Raw genomic sequence first — 17,581 nt, 5'->3', positions numbered from 1 at the left:
ACAAAAATTTTAAGCATACGATGAAACGATGGATTGTAAACTATATGTACATAAGTGTATAATAAATTTACAGTTAGATTTACAATTACCTTACAACTTAGAGGTGAAATAATATGGACGATGACAAACATATTTTGAATACCATCTTATCTGCGGAAGATGATGCGATCACTGTTATCAACGACAATCGAGAGGTGATCTATTGGAATGACGCGGCTGTTGCAACCTACAACATCCACAAATCCGAGATTCTGCATCAACCAATCAACAGGTTTTTCCATAATGATGATTTAATGGTGCTCAAAGTACTGGATACCCGTAAGCCAGTTAAAAATGCTTACCACCGTCCACGAAAAAATAAACATGTGGTCATTAATGCTGCCCCCATATTTGACCAGAATCAGCAGCTGGTCGGCTCTGTTTCCGTGGAACGGGATATTACCCAAATTGTTAAGCTAAATGACAATTTAGAAACAACTTCGGTTGAATTAAATGCACTCCGGCAACAAGTATATACAGCAAATGGAAATACCCCATTTGCCACGTTAAAAGGAGAAAGCACAGCACTCAATCAAGTAGTTCGCATCGCCCGTAAAGCGGCAAAAACTGATGCTACCACCCTCATTCTTGGTGAGAGCGGCACAGGGAAAGAGGTTTGTGCTCGGTCAATCCACGAAGCAAGCTCCCGAAAGAACGGACCATTTATCCCGGTTAACTGTGGAGCAATTCCGGTTGCTCTGTTTGAAAGCGAGTTATTTGGCTATGAGGGCGGGTCCTTTACAGGGGCGGAGAAGAAGGGAAAAGCAGGTAAGATCGAAATGGCTAACAACGGAACATTGTTTCTGGATGAGGTAGGGGAACTCCCATTAGAAATGCAGGTAAAGCTGCTTCGAGTATTACAAGAGAACGCGATTTACCGGATCGGTGACTCCACGGGAAAAGAAATCAATGTACGCTTTATCGCAGCCACCAACCAAAACCTTGAACAACTAATGGAAGAAAAGCGGTTTAGGTCTGATCTGTTTTATCGGTTAAACATCATTCCGTTAACCATGCCACCGCTTCGTGAACGGTTGAAGGATATTCCAGAACTGGCACAATTATTCCTGCAACAGTTTGCCAGTAAATATCAAGTACCCATTCCCGACTTACAGCCAGGTGCCATGGAACTACTGCTATCCTTCCATTGGGCAGGGAACGTCCGGGAATTGAGGAACCTTATGGAAAGAATTGTCATTCTCTCCGAAAAAGCGGCCATCACGAAGGAGGATCTGTTGCATTTTCATCAGCATCATGCCTCAACAACAAACACCAAAGCAGCACATGACAAACACCCTTCTCTCACACAGGAAAAGGAAACGATTGAAAAACAGCGCATCATGGATACATTAAAACAAACAAATGGAAATAAATCCGCTGCTGCTAAAGCATTGGGAATCTCCCGTGTGACCTTATATAGCAAGCTAAAAAAGTTTGACATTCCAAATTAATCGGAATGTCAAACCTTGTGGAAAACCTTTCTGTTATGGACATGGAAAATTTTTATCTTACCTACTTTTCGCCGTATATTTCTTAATGGCAGGCAATATCTCTGTACCGATCAGTTCGATATTTTTCCGTAATTGATCAAATGGCATGCCGCCGAAATCAATCTGGGCGATATAGCGCTGGTGGCCAAATAGCTCATGCTGGTAGAGTATTTTTTCGATGATTTCCTGTGGACTGCCGATATTCATAATGTTATGCGGGTCCACCCCCTGGGCAAAATGCTGCTTTGGAAAGCCTTGTCCATTTGTTCGCTTCATTCCTTCATTGATATGCGGATACAGTTCCTGCAGTGCCTGCCTAGATGTTTCTGCCGCATAGAAAAATCCTGCCGTGGCAACTGGTAATTGGGCAGGGTCAAATCCACTCCGTTCGGCTGCACTGCGATACGCATCAATCGTTCGCTTAAATATCGTTGCCGGCCCTCCTAAATGGGCCATAAACATTGGCACCCCGGCATACCCAGCTTTGACTGCACTCGCCGGTGTCCCACCAACCGCCCGCCAAATTGGCATGGATCCATTTTGCGGTCTTGGAAGTACCCTCGCATCCTTTAATGGGGCACGAAACTCCCCTTCCCAATTGACAACATCCTGTTCATTCAATTGCAATAATAGATCGAACTTTTCCTCGTATAATGCTTCATAGTCACGGACATCATATCCCAGCAAATCAAATAGACCAATCCTTGATGCTCTTCCAGCAATAATTTCAGCCCGTCCTTTTGAAATCAAATCAATGGTTGCGAAATTTTCGTATACTCGAACCGGGTCTGACGTACTAATAATCGTTGACGAGCTTCCGATTTTCATATTTGTTGTTGCTTGAGCAATAGCGGAAAGCACAATAGCATGTGCTTGCGTTGCGAAATACTCTTGATGGCTTTCTCCAACGCTAAAAAAGTCAATTCCTGCTTGCTCTGCTAATTTAGCATATTCGATAATTTCATGAATACGTTGTTCTGCAGAAATTCGTTTCCCTGTTAACGGATTTGGCAAATGGTCCCCAAGGGTATAAATACCAAACTCCAATCCTTTACTCTGATCAATGCCATAGTTCTCCATTCGTTTCAGCCTTTCTATGATAGTTGTCTTTATTGTAAAGCTATGCCCAATCGTTTTCCAATTAATCGTTCTGAGTGACCACCACAATTCTTTGTATGTAGACACGAATCAGTGGTATAGTATATTAAATAAAGTGAAACTTCATTCAGTGGGGGTTTCCCTTTCTCCCCCACTGAATGTTAGTTGAACAGAATCGGGCCTTTGTCATGCTGTTGATCCCCACTTATCTTTTTTAGTTCCACCTCAAAATCTTGAAGTGGGAGTCTTACTGCCCATTAAGGCGGGATAAAACCTAGGAAAAGTATACCTTTAAACATATAAATTAGTTTATCCATGTAATACCTGGTAAGAAGGAGGAGTTCCTATTTTTGAAAAACGCATTCGTCATATGCACCGATACCGGGAGATAGTTGTTGCCTTTTCCAAGAATGGCTTTGGCTATATCGTGAAAGAATTAGGCCTTCATGAACTCATTCCTTTGCCGAAACGATTTGTTGCTAATCGGCAGAAACATAGCAAAACCATTGGCGAACGAATTCGATCGTTTCTTGAGGAGCTAGGTCCAACGTTTGTTAAAATGGGGCAATTTGCCAGCACTCGTCCAGATTTGCTTCCCGATGATATCATTCAGGAACTGGAAAAACTTCAGGATGAGGTATCACCCTACGCTTATAAAGAGGTACAAGCACTAATCGAACAAGAGCTTGGCATGCCAACAAAACAAATTTTCCGTACTTTCCAGAAAACGCCGCTTGGGTCGGCCTCCATCGGGCAGGTTCATTATGCAATTCTGAGATCGGGTGAAGAAGTTGCTGTTAAGGTACAACGGCCACATATCGAACAAACAATTAAAACAGATTTGGAAATCCTGCGCAAATTAGCAGTACTTGCTGAGTTTCGGCTGGATTGGGCTGCACGATACCAGATTACAGAGATTGTTGAAGAATTTGCTAATGCGATCATAGCTGAATTGGACTATCAAGTGGAAGGACGAAATGCCGAACGAATCGCGAACCAGTTTGTCAATGATGATCATATCCGTGTACCGAACGTTTACAGGGATTACTCTTCTAAGAAAGTATTAACAATGGAATATATTGAAGGAACAAAATTAAACAAATTAGAGAACCTTACACACCAAGGTTACAATAAAAAGATGCTGGCGGAACGAGTAGTCAAAGCTCTTTTTCAACAAATCTTCATGGAAGGATTCTTTCACGGTGACCCTCATCCAGGGAATGTTGCTGCCTTACCCGGAGAAGTGATTGTATTTATGGACTTTGGCATGGTTGGCCGTCTAACCTCGGAAATGAGGGCCAATTTCGCATCACTGGTTGTAGCCATGATGCGTGATAATACAGATGGTGTGATCAAGGCAATTAGTCGAATGGGCATGATTCCTGACGATGTCAATATGGAATTGCTACGGACAGACGTCGATCAATTACGGGACAAATATTACGACATTCCATTGCAACAAATTAGTATTGGCGATGCAGTTAATGATTTGTTTTCTGTCGCGCAAAGACACTATATTCAGATACCAGCCAACCTGACATTATTGGGGAAAACATTGCTTACCATGGAATCGATGGTAGAACGATTGGATCCTGATATCAGTATTATGAAAATTGCTGAACCATTTGGCCGCAAGTTGTTTAAGGAACAATATCACCCTAAAAAGCTGGCTGAATCGGCTTTTCGCCAATGGAGTGAATATGGAGAAATAATTGCAGATATACCAAAGAACATCCGGGAATTAACATCGATCGTAAAAAGGGGAAAACTACCAATCGAAATCTCGATGGACAAAGCGGATCTATTCATAAAGAAGCTAAATCGAATCAGCAACCGGCTATCCTTCAGCATCGTTTTACTTTCATTTAGCATTATTATGGTCGGGCTAATTATTGGATCCGCGTTAGGCGGAAAAAGTTCGATCCTTTGGAATATACCAGCTATTGAGATTGGTTTTATTGTCGCTACATTAATGTTTCTTTGGCTCTTGTTTTCGATTTTCAGATCGGGACGATTTTGACATGTTGACTTCCGTTTCAGAGTAAAAACAGCAAGCCTTGTTCGCGATGTAGCTTGCTGTTTTATCTCAAAAACCCTTTTTCTCATAGTAATGCACAGACAATTTGTAGGACAACCATGTGACAATAAGACTGATCACAATAAGCAACAATCTAAACAAACTTTGATTTGCAAGTATTGTCTCCACAAAACCATCCAAATACGTAAGGGAGGGATTATGATAGATATTGATGACCATATTTATTATAATACTCACTGTAACGAAGCATACAGCTGTTAACAGACCAGCGGTAATATACCCACTCAAAATACCTAAAGGATGAAAAACCGACATAGCCAAACATAAGCCCGAAAACGCTAATAATATATCCCGCCCTGTCATCAGTCTTGTTGGAAATGGCGCATATTGATCAAACAGAAAGACATACGTACAGACAATCACTGCCGCGGGTATAAACCACATCACACCTGATATATATTTCGCCAGGACAATTTTGCTTCTTGTTACTGGCAGACTATTGATTAGCGCAGGCTGTTCATCGTACGCCACATTAAGCGGTATCCAGAATGCCAGAACAATAAGAAGCATAATATGATCTATCGGTTCCCCACTGGTAAAGAATTTCGTAAACGGAATAAACAAAACGAATCCCAGCAAATAAAAATAAGGTTTCGGAATGCGTAATTCCCTACGCAAGAGATTGATTAGCATGTTCATCCTCCTTAACCGTGTAAAAAATAATATCCTCAAGTGTCGCCCTTTCTATAGCCACTTGCTGTTTCCATAGATTCGGAAATGAACCACAATCTAAACATAACCCGGCAAACCCAACATCCGTTTCCTTCACCCCAGTTAATAATGATCGCGTTTTTGCTGTCAACAATTCCTTAGGTCCCTTCACAACCGCGTATTGATCAAGCAGGGCATCTTTTTCCTTACTAAACACAATTTCGCCGTTGTGAATAAACGTGATGTAATCAGCCACTTTCTCAAGATCGGTAGTGATATGCGTCGAAAAGAAAACAGCTTTATTTTCATCCTGAATAAAGTCCTGCAGTAATTCTAGTAACTCCCTGCGAAACACCGGATCAAGTCCCGAGGTAGGTTCATCCAGGATAAGAAGCTCCGGGTTATGGGAAAATGCTATCGCCAGCGAGAATTTAATCTTCATTCCTTTAGATAGCCGCTTCACTTCTGCGTGTAATGGGAGGTGGAACTTATGGATATAGTCATAGAATAATTCGTCACTCCAGTTTTCATAAAACGGTGCGATTATTCGTTTATGTTGTTCAATCGATAAATGTTCATAAAAATAACTTTCATCATGAACAAACCCGATTCGCCCTTTGATGGCCACTGTGCTCTGCCTATGATTTCTGCCAAAAATAGTAATTTCCCCGCTGTCTGCACGGATCAAATCCATCATACAGCGAATCATCGTACTCTTTCCCGCCCCATTTGGTCCGATAATACCTGTGATGAACCCTTTTTTCACATCAAAACTAATGTTTTTCAGCGCAAAATTAGGAAAGTGCTTTCCCATATTCCTAACCTCAATCATATTTTCCAAGCGACTCACTCCTCATAAAGCAATGTCATCATCTCAATTAACTCATCTAAACCAATATCAAACGCCTTGCTGTCTTCAAGCATTTTTATCATTTGTTCCTCGATTACTTTTAATTGATTTTCCTTCAACAGTTCCGGATTATGAGAAGCTACAAAGGACCCTTTCCCCGGGAACGTTTCGATAAAGCCTTCCTTTTCCAATTCCTCATACGCCTTCTTGGTTGTAATCACACTAACTTGAATATCTTTAGCTAGTTTGCGAATCGATGGCAGACTTGCCTTTTCCACTAAATCGCCATGCAAAATTTGCTCTTTCATTTGATTTTTAATTTGCATATAAATTGGCTGATCTAAGGTATTAGAAATAATGATATTCAAAGCATCACCCTCTAACCTGTTCATTCTGTATATGTATAATATATACAGAATGAACAGATCTGTCAACACTATTTTTTAAAATTAAAATGGTCTGCAATACAGATTTTACGCTACATGTTTGGTTATATTTAATTTTTGTCACCCTTTTCGGAACAATGATTGCCTTTTGGTTTTATGTTGAAAGTTTACAAAGCCTTCGCCCCCAGGATGCAAGCTTACTGGGCGGTTTGGAACCTTTATACGCCATTCTAACAACAGTCCTGTGGTTACTGAACCGTATGGGTTTTTCCAATGGATTGACACCTGCTGTATTATAGGAATGACATTAATAATAGTATTGAAAAAGGATCCTTCTACAAGGGACAAAGAATAAGAAAGCATGAAAGGACTTCCCATGTTGATCGGGCAGTCCTTTGAAAGTAGTTGTTCTTGAACTTTCATCTCACGTTTAATTAAGAATCCAGCTATCTTAAAATCTTCATTTTCAAATCCATATTTAACCAATTTTAAAGCAAATAATGCAATAGATACTATGAATGCAATAATCGCTACTGTCATAAACCATTTTTCCATTCCACAATCTCTCCCGCGCTATTCAGGAAAATCACAAACCCTACAGCCTTTCGTTGAAAATATAGATACCCACCAAGGCAAATATATGAACCATCTTTTTCTTCTCTCCTGTCTTTACTAATCAGACAAATGAAAAAGTAAACCAAGCGTATCTCAAGCAAGTTATTTTTACAATTGTAGGCATCTATTTGATTTTGTGTTTCCTGCTATTCGTTTAGTAAGGAACGACTAGGATTAAAAACCAAGCAGGAATAACAAAAGGTGCTGGTCTTCATTTCAAACAGATCTATAATCACCTTTTTCCAAAGACCCATCTTGATCTGGATACGAAACAGATTCTCCCATTACAAGCTGGGTTAAAGCGGGCATGTTTACCATTTTCTTGTCACATACTTTTATGATCCTTTTCTCGACATGCTGCTGTAATGGATAAAAAAACACTTTTCATCATAGTATTAAATTAAATGGACATGCTGTTGAAAGGTGCAAAAGGGGCGATTTATCAGTGAATTTCATAACAAACACCGTACGAATTGTTGTCCGCTTTTTCTCGGAGCGATTCTATGACCAATCCGCACAAATGGCTTATTACTTTATGTTATCTCTATTCCCTTTTCTTATATTCGTTTTTAGCCTGATTGGTTTTTTGCAGGTTGACCCGGACACGATCCTGGAAATGGTTGAACCGTTCGCACCCGAGGGGACATATAACATGATCCGCAATACATTGGAGGGTATATTAGCCAAGGGCAGAGGGCAATGGTTGTCCTTTAGTTTGATTGCCGCATTTTGGCTGGCATCGATGGCTATTCAATCACTTGTGCGCTCATTAAACAAAGCATATAAAATAAGAAGAAATCAGTCATTCTTTTTACAAGGAATTATGATTGATTTATTACTTACATTTGGATTTATGGTTATTTTGTCGTTGTCATTAGTTATTCCAATTGTAGAGGATATTGTTCGTAATTATGTTCTGACGAAAGTGACCGTCGAGGCATTGTGGTACCGTTTATGGTTCTTTACAAAATGGGGTCTTGGCACCTTATTCCTTTTGTTCTTCTTTACCATCTTATATAAAGTGACGCCCAGTATCCGCTTACCATGGAGAAAGGTTTTTCCGGGAGCGATATTCGCAACGATCGGCTGGCAGGTTGTATCTATTGGCTTTGCCAGATATGTCGGGGTCAGCAATTACACTGAATTATATGGACAGCTTGGAAGCATTATTGTCTTAATGATATGGTTTTATCTTACAGCAGTTATACTGTTAATCGGCGGATTGATTAATGCATCGGTGTATAAGAAAAGTGACAAATGAGGAGACCCTTGGCTTAGGGTCTGGATTTTACTTATATACTATTTTAAACCGTTCACATAAAACAGGAATTTGACGATGGAACGTTTGATTTACTTCCTCCAATTCCTTTTTAAAAAATGATTCATGAATACGAGCCAATATTCCAACGTACGGTCCCCTTCACCTTTCAGACAAGCATGCTCGGCGGTGACGGCATCAAAAGTAACCACCTCTACAGATGTAGTTATAGCGATTGATCCAATGGATTTAAATGGATTTACCAATTTCCATTAAACCACTTTTAACGGATTCGCTTTGTAACAATATGAGAAACTCCAGCAATCCCATACCGCCTTTCAACTGGTTACAATGCTTGCCGTGCAAACACAGTTTTGAGGTGTTGTAAGTATGTCTCCTAAGTTGAAAAATAAGTTTATGTTGTTTAAAATCAATCTATTAGACCTATACTAATTTTATTATCATAAAAAGGAGTTGACAACCCCATGTCAATGTTTAGTTGTGCGTATTTCGGCAAGAAAATAAAGGACAACCAACCATTAAGTGCAATAGATATTAAATTTGTTAAAGGAACTGATTTCTCGGATAGAGAAGGGGAATTTATCCAAGTTTACTTAAACGCACTGCAAAGAGAGGTGCCAATGATTGTTACAACTTCTGACTCCGAAAGCCAAGAAACATGGACAGGATGGCCTGTCACCGTATGCAGCCAGCAATGTGGCAGTAAGTTGAAAACAGCCTTAGAGCAAGATATCAACTTTTCCCGGTAATGATCAATCAGTTTCCTTCATGATCAACTCTCACGTGTATCGATCAGTCCTTGCTCGTTTTCAATAACCAACCGTTCAACCCAACCACCACGAAATTCCCATGCCTATTTCAAGCATGGGAACCTATTATTCTATTCATCTCGTTTCACATTCTTAAAGCACACGATAGTAAACAATGCCGCTGCCAGTGTCCAAATCGCCACAACAACGATTGGCATCCAGGAATGGGTTTCATGCATGTCAATCAGTTGCGGGATTGGAAAATAACTCGCAATTTTCATGGTAAGGCTATCATCGGCAAATCCCAATAATTCAATCATTGGCGTAAAGCCGAATAGAAACATGATCGGCATTAAGTATGCTGTTGTGATACCGACAGATTTGACAAACAGTCCCACTCCGATTCCCAAAAACAAGAAAAACAGGAACAATAATACCAATCCAATGATCGTCTGAACATGCAGGAGCGGTTCAATACCCATAATTAACAGAGAAATCGCTAGACTAACGACAGTTAATAATGTCGTGACAAGACTTTTACCAATGATAATATCCATAAATGATGCCGGTGATAGAATAAGCCCGCGCAATGTTTTCTTTTCATTTTCTTCAGCCATCAGCATCATCATACAACCTGCCGCTACTGCAGAATAGGTAACGCCAACGACTATATAGATGATCATCATTGGCATTTCCTCATCCGTTCCTTCCCCCATGCGGCTATAGAGTATTGCCATCACAATAGGCAATATCGGAGTGAACAGGACCATGGTATTTTTCATAAAATCTTTGATATCTTTTTCAAAAATTGCTTGTACCCGTTGTGCATTCATTTAAACCAGCTCCTTTCCGGTGACTTTCAGGAAAATCTGACCCAGTGTCGGTTTATCTGTATGCATCGTTTTAACACGGTTGCTTTTGATCAATTCAGCTATTGCATCGGCACTTGCCTCATCTTTCTCAATCACTAAACGCTCCCCATCAAATGTTTCTACATGAAAAGCGTAGGTAGAATACTTGTATCTTAGAGTCTCGGGTTCGTCCAATTCCTGCAGTTTCCCCTGATGCAAAAAAGCTACCCGATCACATAATGCATTCGCTTCTTCCATATCATGAGTATTAAGAAAAATAGTTGTGCCCGCTTCATTCAATGCCTGTAAGCTCCGGTGGATATGGACGACATTACCCGGGTCCAGTGCTGATGTCGGCTCATCCAGTAATACCAGTTTTGGCTGATGGATCAGTGCCTTTGCCAGCAGCACACGCTGTTTCATTCCTTTAGACAGCTTGGAAACCTGTTTTTTCTTTTCATCTTGCATATTAACCTGCTCCAGTATGCTATCAATCTGTTTGATTGGCGCATGGTACAACTTGCAAAATAGCTTGAGGTTATCAAAAACAGTCAATCGTTCATATAAAGCACTATTATCCGATAGAATCCCGATTTGCGATTTAAAAGCTGCTGATTGGAATTTCTCCGGCTGCATCCCAAGTACATTTATTTCCCCTGCTGTTCGGATAAGTTCACCCGTTAATAATTTAATCATGGTTGTTTTCCCAGCACCACTCGGTCCAAGCAGTCCAAAAATTTCTCCTTGTTTGACCTCAAAACTGACATCGGCAAGTGCTGTTTTTTGACCGAATACCTTATTCAATCCCGTGACTTCAATGATATTTTCCATCTGCCAATCCTCCCTTGCTGATCTGCCTCTATCATATGGTGTATCGTTGACAAATGCAGTCATTCAAGGTGAATTGTATTCATTTGCAGATGAATTGTAACCTTTTCAGGTTGAAATTCACCACCATTTACACCAACCAATCGCAAACATTAGCCGAGTTGTACCTATCTTAGGTTGAAAATCTCCTGGATGGCTTGAATTTTTGTTCGGGATAAAGGGATCGTGGACTGTGCCTTATTATTTATCTTTAATGAATAAGTGTTTTTCGACCATGTGATGATTTCCCGGACCTTTTGTAAATTAACAATATATGATCGATGGCAGCGGTAAAAACCATATAACTCCAATTTTTTCTCAATCTCAGCTAAGGTGGAATCCAAGGCAAAGGATTCGTCATTAATCACGATGGAAGATTTCCCATCCTGACTTTCAATATAATCGATTTCCGTTGGATCGAACAAAATGACTTTATCATCAACTTTCGCCGGTATTTTAAATAACTTTTCCACAGTCAAATTGGTTGTCGTCTCTTTGGCAGCAGCTTGCTCTTCTTTTGTCTCTGTTTCCAATTCATGTAATCCTTGATCCTGCAATCGATAAACGACCTCGCCAAGTAGCAAGGCATGTTCCATGTTGGACACTAATACTAGTGCTGGTTTATGCTCTTGTGCCATCAGCTTGAGCATATCGATAAAGGTATTGATGGTAAGCACATCGACACCGTGGATCGGATCCTGGAAAACGTTCATTGCGGCACCTGTCATATAATGCTTGGCAAAAAAAACCCGTTGAATTTCCGATGCACTGCATTTTCCTAACGCTGTTTTCGTACAGTTTTGCAGCTGGAACATCACCAAAATTTCTATAAGCGGCATTTGGCAGCCGAACCATTTATGAAAGAATTTTATATTTTCCTGTACTGTCAGCCGCTCATACAGCCCTTCCCGATAATCAAACAAGCTCACATCAGGGTTTTTCCTTAGTACCTCAGCTAACACCGCCTGTAAATCCACATCACTATAGATCGCGGTCGTCTTAGAACTGCTGACATCGATAGAAAATTCGGGAAGTATTGTATTTGCTGTCATCTGTTGATCTATTTTCAATGTTGTCATCATCATTCTCCTTGGCTCTTTTGTGCTGTGATTGCAACAGTTTAAAAAATGGGCTAACAAAAAAGTGTCACGAGAAATGATGGCTTCACGAGACACTTTTAGATAACATTCGTGATTCAAAAACAGTATTTTGCCTACTATTCTACCACAACCGCTGTACCGTATGCGATTACTTCTGAAGCGGTATTCATTACCTGGGAGGTTAGATAGCGTATATCGACAATGGCATTCGCTTGAAGCATTTCTGCCTCATTCACCATTCGGTTTAACGCAATATCTCTTGCCTTCTTCATCAGATCAGAGTACCCTTGGATTTCTCCACCAACAAGGGTTTGCAAACCTGCACCAATATCCCGGCCAACATGCTTCGACTTTACAGCGCTGCCTTGAAACAACCCCTTCACGTCCATTATTTTCTTGTCCGCTATCTCATTTGTCGTTGCCAAAATCATGGTTTCTTCCTTTTATATATGAATACATCTACAAAATGCAGTTGCGCAGATTTTATCAGCGACTTTTACTAGTTTATCAGCGATTTTTCTGATTTTATCAGCGACTTTTACCAGTTTATCAGCGATTCACATTTTCAGCAGCCTGCCCCATTATTGTGATTTACCTCTACATGAAACTGGAATTTCCTCTGTGACTTCATCCCCTGAGATTAGATAGGCTTTTTCATGGAGATTCACGACGGGGCAAATATGGTTTGGGATGATTCGCACCTTTTCACCAATGGTGACTTGACCTCTGAACCTAGCATCGTAAATGATCGCATGCTCGTCGAATACATCCGAGATGGTTACACCGCCATACTCCATAATATGACCCAGTCCCTTTGTTTTCGTCAACCCTGTACTTCTCGTTTGCGATGTAATCCCTTTAGCACCCACATCTGTGATCACACGCTCCCAGGTTGGCTTGGAAATGACACTTGTAAGTATCGTGGCGGCGCATCTTTCAAGTGATCCTATGACGTTCCCTTGAGAGGCATCCATAAAAACGTACGTACCCGGTCTTATTTCTGTTACACCTTTAGGAATGGGCAGCTGCAGCATAAACGGTGGTGTAGACCCAATACTGATGACCTCTGCTTTCATCCCCATTTCCTCAGCAATTTCAGCAAAAGATAGGGTACGGTTCACAGCTTCTTCAAATAATTGTCTGCATTCATGATGATCATTTGCTTTATACGTATGGCCATCATGTGAAAAAATGCCTTTAAATTGGATGAATCGAGCCTCTTTCAACGCGATCATAACCATCTTAAAATCATCCCGCTCGATAACACCTGAACGACCCTCACCAACTTCAATTTCAATGAGTACTTGTGCTTTTTTTGGGGCATCTTGAAATACCCGTTCAATTTCCTGTATATGCTCCACACAATCAATCGCAAAGGAGATATTAATCGTCTCGGCAAGTTTTTTGATACGGTTCAATTTTGTTTCACCGACGATTTCATTGGCGATAAAGATGTCCGTTAATCCATATTCTTCCATTACTTCCGCTTCACCAATTTTTGCTACAGTAATGCCGGTTGCACCTAACTCCTCTTGCATTCTGGCGAGATTTGGCATTTTGTGTGTCTTCGTATGCGGCCGTAATGCAACCTGTTGTTCATTTGCGTAGGCTTGCATGTCCTGCAGATTCTTCATCATCTTGCCTTTATCGATTAGCAATGCTGGTGTATCTATATCGTTAACTTTCATTGTATCATCCCTTAATTTATATATTCCCTTCACTTTTTACGGCACATCACTCTGCTATTATATCATGCACAAGCGAAAGACAGTTCAATTCTTCTTCACTTTTGCAGAATGAGAAAGGTTCAATGATTGCATAGTTTACCAGCTTGTATTTCATAAAAAAGCAAACAATCCAAATTTGTCGAAATATTTCGAACATTTTATATAACAAGAGAGAAAATAAAGCTTTACTTTGCGTATTTTTGTGCGATAATATTCTAGAAAATACTGCCATGGAGGGAGCTGAACGCACCCCATAACTTATTACGGAAAAGAAATAAATCAACAAACGAAAGTTGAATCATATCATAAAATGGGGGTTAGTAGCGTGGCCAAGAAAAAGATTAATAGATTCATTGGGTTGGTTCTTGTATGTACATTAATTTTAAGTTTATGTTTGCCTCAAACCGGTTTCGCCAATGACGAAAAGAGCACAAACTCGTTAGATAACACTATCACACTGCAGAAGGGGAAACACCTGGGAAAGCAATGAATGAGATTGGTGATACTCTGGTATGAGATTACACCCGCCAATGAGGATATAACGGCAAATACGCATATACGACTGAAGGTGTCCAGTGAGGCTGCCTTTCAAATTAAGGTTTATCCAAGCAAGGAAAAAGCAGATAACGATGACACGTTTGCCAGGTATCAGGCATTTACCTCTGACAAACAACCAGCTGAACTGGATTTTCCTTATGCATGGGATGGCCCATACTACATGAAGGTAGTTTACTTGGGTGACGAAGAAAATGAGGAACCGACTGCAAATCCGGAACCAGTTGACTATCAAATTAATTATGAGGCTATAAAACTGCCACCTGCTGATCTGATGGATGAGCCTTGTCTGGTGGAATTAAGCGCTGCCCAGAAAAAATCAGGGGCAGAGATCATATCCGAATTACGGCTAGTTCGGGACGAGTTATTAGAAAAAACTGATAAGGGCAGAGAATTGACAGACCTGTATTATGATGCTTCTCCACATCTGGTTGCCAATATGCTATTTGACAGCATCCTTCGTGCGATTGGTGCAGATACAAATGGGACAGCAAAAACATCAATAAAAGTGGTTGTGAAAAAAGGCACCCCGCCACCAGCACCAGAAGTGAAGTCAGTGAGTAATAAATCGACTGTTGTAACAGGTAAGACTTTAGCTGATTTAAAAGTAACTATTAAGAATAAATTGAAAAAGGTTATCGCTACCGGGAACGCAGACAGCAAAGGTAATTTCAAAGTCAAAGTAAAAAAACAAAAAGCCGGGACAACACTTTATGTTACGGTAACGGATCCAGCGAAAAGACAAAGCAAGGCCAAAAAAGTGGTGGTGCAAGACAAGATTCCTCCACAAGCACCAAAAGCAAATGCCATAACGACCCGTGATACGGCATTAAAAGGAAAAACTGAAGCACATGCAACCATCACCGTCAAACATAAAGACAAAAAAATTGCCGCAAAAAAGGCGGATAGCAAAGGTAATTTCAAGGTAAAAATCAAGAAGCAAAAAGCAGGAACAGTACTTTATATAACAGCCACGGATAAAGCTGGCAACACCAGCAAGGCCAAGAAAATGACTGTGAAAAAAGATAAAAAGAAATAGCGATGATCTACAAGGTTTTTTGACAGTTGAGGCTGTAACCGAACATATGGTGACAGCCTATTTATAGTCAATTCCTCCATCTATAGAAATATTTGGGATAGCTTTAATTCCAATCCTGTTAAAACATGAATGGAGATCGTATCCTCTTTTGTAAAAACTCCATGAAAATTATACTGATCATCAATTAAATGATGGATTTCAACGGATTCGTTAGCAGGGTCAACTAGCCAGTACTCTTTCACCCCTGATTTTTCATAAAGTTGATATTTCTCCCATCGATCCAGCTTAATGGATGAAGGGGAAAGAACCTCAACAATCATATCAGGCGCCCCATTACAGCCTTTGTCATCAAGTTTATTTTGATCACACACAATCGATAAATCAGGCTGGACCACATTGTCTATATCATTATCCTGTTTGTTTTCCACCGATAGTCGTACATCAAAGGGTGCAAAAAACACTTCACAGTCCTTATCCCGCAAAAAAACAGAAAAGGCTGTAGATAACTCCCTAAGAACCTGTTGATGTCTGCGTGAAGGGGCAGGCGACATATTGAAAATTTTCCCATCAATCAATTCCACCCTCTCCCCCTCATTCCACGTTTGATAATCGGCATAGGAATAGGTCCTTTTTTCATTTGGAATGGCCATCCAATCATTCCTTTCGACTTATGCTTACCATCATATTATCACAATCAACTGTGTAATACATCTTCCCTGGATTCATCATTATATTTATCTGTCATTAGTTGGGCAAAAGGAGCCCGCGTTTCCATGAATTTGACGGGTAAGAGGTGAGTTCCCTGTACATCATATAGATTAATTTTTCCTGATCCTCATTCTCCGTTACGTTCACAAAAAAATAAACAAATTATCAAAAAAACAATAACGTGAGGAATAGCCCAATCAAGGTTATAATCAGAATTGGTATCGTTAACATGATCCCTGTTTTAAAATAGGTTCCCCATGAAATTTTCACTCCTTTTTGTGATAAAACATGGAGCCATACCAAAGTGGCAAGGGAACCGATTGGTGTGATTTTTGGCCCTAAATCAGATCCAACCACATTGGCATAGATAAGTGCCTCTTTCAAAACTCCAGATGTATTTGTTTCCGCATCGCCAACGCATCGATCATAACTGTTGGCATATTATTCATAATGGATGATAAGAATGCTGCGATAAAGCCCATTGCGATCGTAGCTATGAATAAACCTTGTTTTGCTGCAGTTTGAATAACAGCAGCTAATGTATCCGTCAGTCCGACATTACCCAATCCATATACCACTACATACATCCCGATGGAGAAAAATACGATATTCCAAGGTGCTCCCTTTATGACTGACCTCGTATCAACTGCCTTACTATTTCTCGCCATCAAAATGAAGAAAACCGATATCACACCTGCAATAATAAAAACAGGAAGATGAATGAACTCACTTGCAAAGTAGCCAACAACTAATAATCCAGGAACATAGCATGATAGGTGAAACATGTTATGATCTCTTATTGCAGCCTTAGGTTGACTTAATTTAGAGACATCATATGATCTTGGAATACTCTTTCGAAAGTACATTAATAATACCGTTATGGTTGCAGCTAGTGAAAAAAGGTTGGGAATGATCATTCTGGACGCATATTCCACAAAGCCAATGCCAAAAAAATCTGCTGAAACGATATTAACCAAATTACTTACTATAAATGGCAATGATGTCGTATCTGCAATAAAACCACTCGCCATAATAAACGAAAAAATCATTTTTTCTTTGAAATCTATATTTCGAACCATAGCAAGCACAAACGGGGTAAGTATTAACGCAGCACCATCGTTGGCAAACAAGGCAGCAACAATTGCACCTAAAATACTGATATTGATATAGATAAACATCCGTATCCCGTTGCCTTTTGCGATTCGGGCCATATGAAGTGCTGCCCACTCAAACAACCCTATGTCATCTAATATGAGTGATATGAGGATAATCGCAACAAATGTCAAGGTTGCGTTCCAGACAATTTCGGTTACTGCTATGACATCGCTAAATCCAACTACCCCCACGATTAAAGCAAGAACGGCTCCACCAATGGAGACCATCCAATCGATACCCTTTAGGCTGCCAAATCACTAAAACGAGTGTTACTAAAAAGATTATAATTGCCAGTATTAGTGTTGATGACAAAGTATGTATCCC

Annotated in this window: 17 protein-coding genes and 1 pseudogene; 6 read left to right on the top strand and 12 right to left on the bottom strand. The window is 40.2% G+C overall.

From position 1 onward, the window contains the following. Positions 1-113: 113 nt before the first annotated feature. Positions 114-1,490, top strand: a complete 1,377-nt coding sequence (locus WMZ97_RS08085) for a sigma-54 interaction domain-containing protein (RefSeq protein WP_343271573.1) — start codon at positions 114-116, stop codon at positions 1,488-1,490. A gap of 57 nt (positions 1,491-1,547) precedes the next feature. On the opposite strand, the gene WMZ97_RS08080 is transcribed toward WMZ97_RS08085, so the two are convergent. Then, positions 1,548-2,609 carry an LLM class flavin-dependent oxidoreductase gene (locus WMZ97_RS08080; protein WP_343271572.1) on the bottom strand — a complete coding sequence of 354 codons (1,062 nt, stop codon included), beginning with the start codon at positions 2,607-2,609 and terminating at the stop codon, positions 1,548-1,550. A gap of 388 nt (positions 2,610-2,997) precedes the next feature. On the opposite strand from WMZ97_RS08080, the gene WMZ97_RS08075 reads away from it, so the two are divergent. Then, positions 2,998-4,647 carry an ABC1 kinase family protein gene (locus WMZ97_RS08075; protein ID WP_343271571.1) on the top strand — a complete coding sequence of 550 codons (1,650 nt, stop codon included), beginning with the start codon at positions 2,998-3,000 and terminating at the stop codon, positions 4,645-4,647. A gap of 66 nt (positions 4,648-4,713) precedes the next feature. On the opposite strand, the gene WMZ97_RS08070 is transcribed toward WMZ97_RS08075, so the two are convergent. The 3 genes from WMZ97_RS08070 to WMZ97_RS08060 are packed head-to-tail and all read right to left on the bottom strand — an operon-like array spanning position 4,714 to position 6,594. Continuing rightward, the gene (locus WMZ97_RS08070) at positions 4,714-5,358 is read right to left on the bottom strand and encodes an ABC-2 transporter permease (protein WP_343271570.1); all 645 of its coding nucleotides are present in this window, start codon (positions 5,356-5,358) and stop codon (positions 4,714-4,716) included. Next, complete coding sequence (locus WMZ97_RS08065) at positions 5,336-6,217, bottom strand: ABC transporter ATP-binding protein (RefSeq protein ID WP_343271569.1); 882 nt, start codon at positions 6,215-6,217, stop codon at positions 5,336-5,338. Before WMZ97_RS08065 ends, WMZ97_RS08070 begins: the two co-directional genes overlap by 23 nt. A 5-nt stretch (positions 6,218-6,222) precedes the next feature. Beyond that, on the bottom strand, positions 6,223-6,594 hold the full coding sequence (locus tag WMZ97_RS08060) for a GntR family transcriptional regulator (protein ID WP_343271568.1): 372 nt from the start codon (positions 6,592-6,594) through the stop codon (positions 6,223-6,225). Positions 6,595-6,680: 86 nt separating this feature from the next. On the opposite strand from WMZ97_RS08060, the gene WMZ97_RS08055 reads away from it, so the two are divergent. Both WMZ97_RS08055 and WMZ97_RS08050 read left to right on the top strand, forming a co-directional pair. Further along, complete coding sequence (locus tag WMZ97_RS08055) at positions 6,681-6,911, top strand: EamA family transporter (RefSeq protein ID WP_405027667.1); 231 nt, start codon at positions 6,681-6,683, stop codon at positions 6,909-6,911. Positions 6,912-7,672: 761 nt separating this feature from the next. After that, on the top strand, positions 7,673-8,488 hold the full coding sequence (locus WMZ97_RS08050) for a YihY/virulence factor BrkB family protein (protein WP_343271567.1): 816 nt from the start codon (positions 7,673-7,675) through the stop codon (positions 8,486-8,488). A gap of 89 nt (positions 8,489-8,577) precedes the next feature. On the opposite strand, the gene WMZ97_RS08045 is transcribed toward WMZ97_RS08050, so the two are convergent. Continuing rightward, complete coding sequence (locus WMZ97_RS08045; protein WP_343271684.1) at positions 8,578-8,697, bottom strand: hypothetical protein; 120 nt, start codon at positions 8,695-8,697, stop codon at positions 8,578-8,580. A 273-nt stretch (positions 8,698-8,970) separates the two neighbouring features. On the opposite strand from WMZ97_RS08045, the gene WMZ97_RS08040 reads away from it, so the two are divergent. Continuing rightward, positions 8,971-9,255, top strand: coding sequence for a hypothetical protein (locus WMZ97_RS08040; protein WP_343271566.1), 285 nt, complete (start codon positions 8,971-8,973; stop codon positions 9,253-9,255). A 131-nt stretch (positions 9,256-9,386) separates the two neighbouring features. Here the strand turns inward: WMZ97_RS08040 and WMZ97_RS08035 are convergent, their stop codons facing one another. From WMZ97_RS08035 to WMZ97_RS08015, 5 genes are all read right to left on the bottom strand, one after another. After that, complete coding sequence (locus tag WMZ97_RS08035; protein ID WP_343271565.1) at positions 9,387-10,088, bottom strand: ABC transporter permease; 702 nt, start codon at positions 10,086-10,088, stop codon at positions 9,387-9,389. Then, positions 10,089-10,937 (bottom strand): ABC transporter ATP-binding protein, encoded by an 849-nt coding sequence (locus WMZ97_RS08030; protein WP_343271564.1) that lies wholly within the window; start codon positions 10,935-10,937, stop codon positions 10,089-10,091. A 164-nt stretch (positions 10,938-11,101) separates the two neighbouring features. Next, positions 11,102-12,058 (bottom strand): LytTR family transcriptional regulator DNA-binding domain-containing protein, encoded by a 957-nt coding sequence (locus WMZ97_RS08025; RefSeq protein ID WP_343271563.1) that lies wholly within the window; start codon positions 12,056-12,058, stop codon positions 11,102-11,104. A 131-nt stretch (positions 12,059-12,189) separates the two neighbouring features. Further along, positions 12,190-12,504, bottom strand: coding sequence for a YbjQ family protein (locus tag WMZ97_RS08020; RefSeq protein WP_343271562.1), 315 nt, complete (start codon positions 12,502-12,504; stop codon positions 12,190-12,192). 150 nt (positions 12,505-12,654) lie between these two features. Next, positions 12,655-13,761, bottom strand: a complete 1,107-nt coding sequence (locus WMZ97_RS08015) for a D-TA family PLP-dependent enzyme (RefSeq protein WP_343271561.1) — start codon at positions 13,759-13,761, stop codon at positions 12,655-12,657. Between the two features lie 529 nt (positions 13,762-14,290). Between WMZ97_RS08015 and WMZ97_RS08010 the strand changes: the two genes are divergently transcribed. Further along, positions 14,291-15,394 carry an Ig-like domain-containing protein gene (locus WMZ97_RS08010; RefSeq protein WP_343271560.1) on the top strand — a complete coding sequence of 368 codons (1,104 nt, stop codon included), beginning with the start codon at positions 14,291-14,293 and terminating at the stop codon, positions 15,392-15,394. Positions 15,395-15,474: 80 nt separating this feature from the next. Here WMZ97_RS08010 and WMZ97_RS08005 read toward each other — a convergent pair whose 3' ends face one another. Next, complete coding sequence (locus WMZ97_RS08005; protein ID WP_343271559.1) at positions 15,475-16,044, bottom strand: Uma2 family endonuclease; 570 nt, start codon at positions 16,042-16,044, stop codon at positions 15,475-15,477. 223 nt (positions 16,045-16,267) lie between these two features. Next, positions 16,268-17,569 (bottom strand): annotated as a pseudogene (locus WMZ97_RS08000) (arsenic transporter). Between the last annotated feature and the right edge of the window lie 12 nt (positions 17,570-17,581).

The sequence above is a fragment of the Lentibacillus songyuanensis genome, assembly GCF_039548255.1.
Classification (GTDB): domain Bacteria; phylum Bacillota; class Bacilli; order Bacillales; family Amphibacillaceae; genus Lentibacillus_C; species Lentibacillus_C songyuanensis.
The sequence above is the reverse complement of the archived record's forward strand: the minus strand, read 5'-3'. Positions and strand labels throughout refer to the sequence as shown.